General features: G+C 72.7%; 2 protein-coding genes and 1 pseudogene. 2 read left to right on the forward strand and 1 reads right to left on the reverse strand.

The features are described 5' to 3' along the window. A partial coding sequence (locus BN12_RS20745) for a LacI family DNA-binding transcriptional regulator (RefSeq protein WP_235432480.1) occupies nt 1-1,134 on the forward strand: 1,134 nt, incomplete at its 5' end. Nucleotides 1,135-1,169: 35 nt separating this feature from the next. Here the strand turns inward: BN12_RS20745 and tig are convergent. After that, the gene (gene tig, locus BN12_RS20750) at nt 1,170-2,708 is read right to left on the reverse strand and encodes a trigger factor (protein ID WP_083454818.1); all 1,539 of its coding nucleotides are present in this window, start codon (nt 2,706-2,708) and stop codon (nt 1,170-1,172) included. Nucleotides 2,709-3,097: 389 nt separating this feature from the next. On the opposite strand from tig, the pseudogene BN12_RS25490 reads away from it, so the two are divergent. Further along, nucleotides 3,098-3,969: pseudogene (locus BN12_RS25490) on the forward strand (hypothetical protein); the annotation flags it as partial.

Raw genomic sequence — 3,969 nt, forward strand, 5'->3', positions numbered from 1 at the left:
GCCGGGGGGCCGGCCTCCGGGACCGGCATACGTGAGCCGGGGACACTCGTCGCCGGCGGGCCCAGGGGGCCGGCCCGGCGCGGCCGGGTGACGCTCCGGGACGTCGCCGACGCCGCCGGCGTCTCGGTCTCGACCGCATCCCTCGTCTTCAGTGGCAAGGGCCCCGTCTCGGAGGCGACCGCGGTGCGCGTCCGGGGCGCGGCCGAGACCCTCGGGTATGCGGGACCCGACCCTCTCGCGTCATCCCTGCGCCAGGGCCGGGCAGGCGTCATCGGCGTCGTCGTCGAGGGGCGGCTGCTCCACGCCTTCCGCGACCCCTTCGCCGTGAGCGTCCTCGACGGGCTCGCGCAGGTGCTCGACACCATCCCGGCCGGAATGCTCCTACTCGCCCAGGACCCCGAGGACTACGACAAGACGGTCGGTCAGCTGGCCGGCCTCGCCCTCGACGCGGTCGTCTTCGCCCTGTGCGGACCCCGGGTCAACCCCGTCGTCGACCTGCTCGCCGTGCGGGGGGTCCCGATGGTCGGCGCAGGGTCCCCCGCCGACCCTCGAGTCGTGCGGGTGACCGTCGACGAGGAGGGCGCCACGGCCGTCGCGACACGACACCTCCTCGATCTCGGCCATCGTCGGCTCGGCATGGTCGCGATGCCGCTGTCTCCGGGGACTCCCGGCGGCACCGTGGACGACGCGCGGGTCGCAGCGGCCACCTACCCCGATGCGCTCGGGCGTGTCCTCGGGTTCCGGCAGACGGCGCCGGCCGGCTCGCCGATCGTCGAGGCGGTCGAGCCCGACGTGGACCACGGGCGCGTCGCGGGGGGCGCGCTCCTCGACCTTCCCGCAGGCGTCCGTCCGACGGGTGTCGTCGCGCAGTCGGACCTGCTCGCGGCCGGCGTCATCCGCGCGGCCGAGGAGCGGGGCCTTCGAGTGCCGCAGGACGTGTCGGTCGTGGGGTTCGACGGGATCGCGCTGCCCTGGCTCCCCGGAACCCTCACGACGATCGAGCAGGAGGGGCAGGCCAAGGGACGCCGACTCGGCGAGCTGGCGGCCGGCGCACTGCGTGGGGAGCCCGTCCACGACGTCGTCCACCCGACCCGGCTCCGGGTCGGCACGACGACCGCTCCCCCACCCCGCTGAACCGTCGCGTGGGTGGGGGACGGCGGACCGATGGATCAGGAGGTGGCGTCGGCCCGAGCCGTCTCGGCCTCTGCGTCGTCGCCCGACGCGGCCGACTCATCGCCCGACGCGGCCGACTCATCGCCCGACGCGGCCGACTCATCGCCCGACACGGCCGCCTCGTCGCCGGCCTCGGACACGGCGTCGTCGGTCGCAGCGGACTCGGCGCCCTCGTCGGCGTCGTCCGCCTCCGCAGCGACCTCGGACTCGACGACATCGTCCGCCGCGTCGCCCTCGGTCTCGTCCGCCTCGTCGCCCTCCTCGTCGGCGCCCGGGACGAGCGCGTTGAGGTCGACGGCGTTGCCCTCGGTGTCGGTGACGACCGCCTGCTCGAGGACCGCGGCGAGCGCCTTGCGCCGGCCGACCTCCTGGACGATCGAGGCGATCTGCCCCTGCTGGTCGATCGCCTGGGCGAACTCGTTGGGGTCCATGCCGTACTGCTGCGAGGCGGAGATGAGGTACTCGATGATCTCGGCCTGGCCGACCTCGACCTCCTCCTTCTCGGCGATCGCGTCGAGGAGGAACTGGGTCCGCAGGGCCTTGCGCGTGCTCTCGTCGATCTCCGTGCGGTGCTCCTCGTCCTCGAGACGGTTCTCGTTCTCGAGGTGGTCGTGGACCTCGGCCTCGACGATCCCGTCGGGGATCGGCACGTCGATCGTCGCGAGGAGGTGGTCGAGCACCTTGTCGCGGGCCTGGATGCCCTGCTCGAAGCGCTTGGCGGCCGCGGCCTGCTCGGCGACGTCGGCGCGGAGCTCCTCGAGGGTGTCGAACTCCGAGGCGAGCTGGGCGAAGTCGTCGTCGAGCTCGGGCAGCTCACGAACCTTGACCGACTGGACCGTCACGGTGCAGTCGGCCTCCTGCCCCGCGCGGTCTCCACCCGCGAGGGGCGCCGTGAACTCCGTCGACTCGCCGGCCGACATACCGAGGAGGGCCTCGTCGAGCCCGTCGAGCATGTTCCTGGAACCGACCTCGTAGGACACGCCGGTCACGGTGTCGATCTCCTCGTCACCGATGGTGGCCGCGAGGTCGATGGACACGAAGTCGCCCTCCTCGACGGGGCGCTCCACCCCGACGAGCGTCCCGAACCGCTCGCGGAGCGTGGTCAGCCGCTCCTCGATGTCCGCGTCGCCCGCCTCGGCGGCGTCGACCTGGACGGCGATGCCCGAGAGGTCCGGAAGGTCGATCATCGGGCGGATGTCGGTCTCGACGGTGAAGACGAGCTGCTGACCGTCCTCGAGCGGCACCTCGGTGACGTCCACGTCGGGACGGCCGATGGCGCGGACCTCGTTCTCCTCGACGGCCTGGCCGAAGAACTGCGGCAGGGCCTCGTTGACGGCCTCCTGGACGACGGCGCCACGGCCGATCCGCTGGTCGATGATCCGGGCAGGAACCTTCCCCCGGCGGAAGCCGGGAACCTGGATCTGCGACCCGATGGACCGGTATGCCGCGTCGAGACTCGGCTTGATCTCCTCGAAGGGGACCTCGACGGTCAGCTTGACCCGGGTCGGGTTGAGGTTCTCGACGGCACTCTTCACTGCGGGACTCCGTGGTTCGGGGAGGGGGATGGCTCGGGGATGGGCTACCGGTGGCGGGGCGGCATACGAGAGCGCCGCCAAGCGGGCCGAATGCCATGCTAGCCGCCCACCCGGTCCGGCCCCGAATCCCTGCCCTCGCGTGGACCGACCGGCCGCCCGGGTGAGGCGGACCGGCCGCCCGGGTGAGGCGGACCGGCCGCCGCGCGGCACGAGCACCCGCCGCGCGCCCCGGACGGCGGCACGGTCGACGGCCAATTCTTCGTCAAGGACGGACCAAGACTTCACCAATTTCCCTCCAGACGCCCCGCTCGCGTTGCAGCCTGGTCCACGAGGCGCGTCAATGGCCGAGGACGACGACCGTCGCCCGACCCTGCAGAAGGAGACCCCCGATGTCCAGGCAGTACCTCGCTGCGGCCGCCGTCGCCGCCGCAGCCCTCGGCCCGCTCGCCGTGGCGACGACCGCGAGCGCCACCCCGGCGCCGTCGGCACACGCCGTGCGGGTCTGCCCGACGACCCCCCGAGCCGGCGAGGCGACCTGCTACGCGCAGAAGCTCGTCGACAGCGCCGGTCGCGCCGTGTCGCCGAGCGGCCGGGCCGTCACGTCGAAGGCCATCGCGGGCAAGACCCCGAGCAACATCCAGAGTGCCTACAAGCTGTCGGGTCTCTCGACGTCGCGCACCGTCGCCATCGTCGACGCATACGGATATCCCAACGCCGAGCGCGACCTCGCCACCTACCGCACCCAGTGGGGTCTGCCGGCCTGCACGAAGGCCAACGGCTGCCTGAAGATCGTCGGCCAGACCGGCACCTCGACGCTGCCTGCCTTCAACCTCGGCTGGGCCCAGGAGCAGGCCCTCGACCTCGACGCCGTCTCGGCCGCCTGTCCGTCGTGCAAGATCCTCCTCGTCCAGGCCAAGACGCCGTCGTTCAAGAACCTCGGCACGGCGGTCAAGACGGCGGCCAAGGCCGCTGGGGTCGTCGCCATCTCGAACAGCTACGGGGGCGGGGATCTGGCGGACTCGACCTACGGGTCCTCCTACAACCACCAGGGGATCGCCGTCACCGCCTCGACGGGAGACAACGGATACCAGGGCGCGAGCTTCCCCGCGTCGTCCCACTACGTCACGGCCGTCGGCGGGACGAGCCTGTCGTCCGCCGCCAACAGCCGCGGTTGGACCGAGTCGGTGTGGAGCGGCGCCGGCTCCGGCTGCACGACCCTCAACGCCGCACCCGCCGGACAGTCCTCGGCCGTGACCGGCTG

It is taken from the genome of Nostocoides japonicum T1-X7, from assembly GCF_001046855.1.
GTDB classification, from domain to species: domain Bacteria; phylum Actinomycetota; class Actinomycetes; order Actinomycetales; family Dermatophilaceae; genus Nostocoides; species Nostocoides japonicum.